Annotated in this window: 1 protein-coding gene; it reads left to right on the plus strand. The window is 52.6% G+C overall.

The window, feature by feature from the left end; genetic code table 11:
• The coding region (locus FH871_RS33425; RefSeq protein WP_229317793.1) for a putative Ig domain-containing protein at positions 1-346 on the plus strand (346 nt) is incomplete at both ends.

Consider the following 346-nt stretch of genomic DNA (forward strand, 5'->3'; position numbering starts at 1 on the left):
TTTCCGGCAGGATTTGCTCAACGCGGGCAAGGGCAATGGCAAACATGCCTTTAGTTTCCCCATTCCTGCCAACCTGAAAGATGGTCAACCGCATTTACTCACGGCAAGGGTGTCCGGCAGCAGTTTCATGCTGAAAAATCCACCCAAAGCACTGACTTGTCAGGGAAGTGGTGGGCCAATCAATCAGCCACCGGTAGCCCCCACAACCAGTCCGCTGTCGGCCACGATTGGAAATGCTTTCAATGTAGTTTTGCCTGCTTTTACCGATCCTGAAAATCAATCGCTGACGTATTCGCTGAGTGGTTTGCCTTCCGGACTGAGTTTTACGGCCAGCAGCCGCCAGATC

It is taken from the genome of Larkinella sp. C7 (genome assembly GCF_006149005.1).
GTDB lineage: Bacteria > Bacteroidota > Bacteroidia > Cytophagales > Spirosomataceae > Larkinella.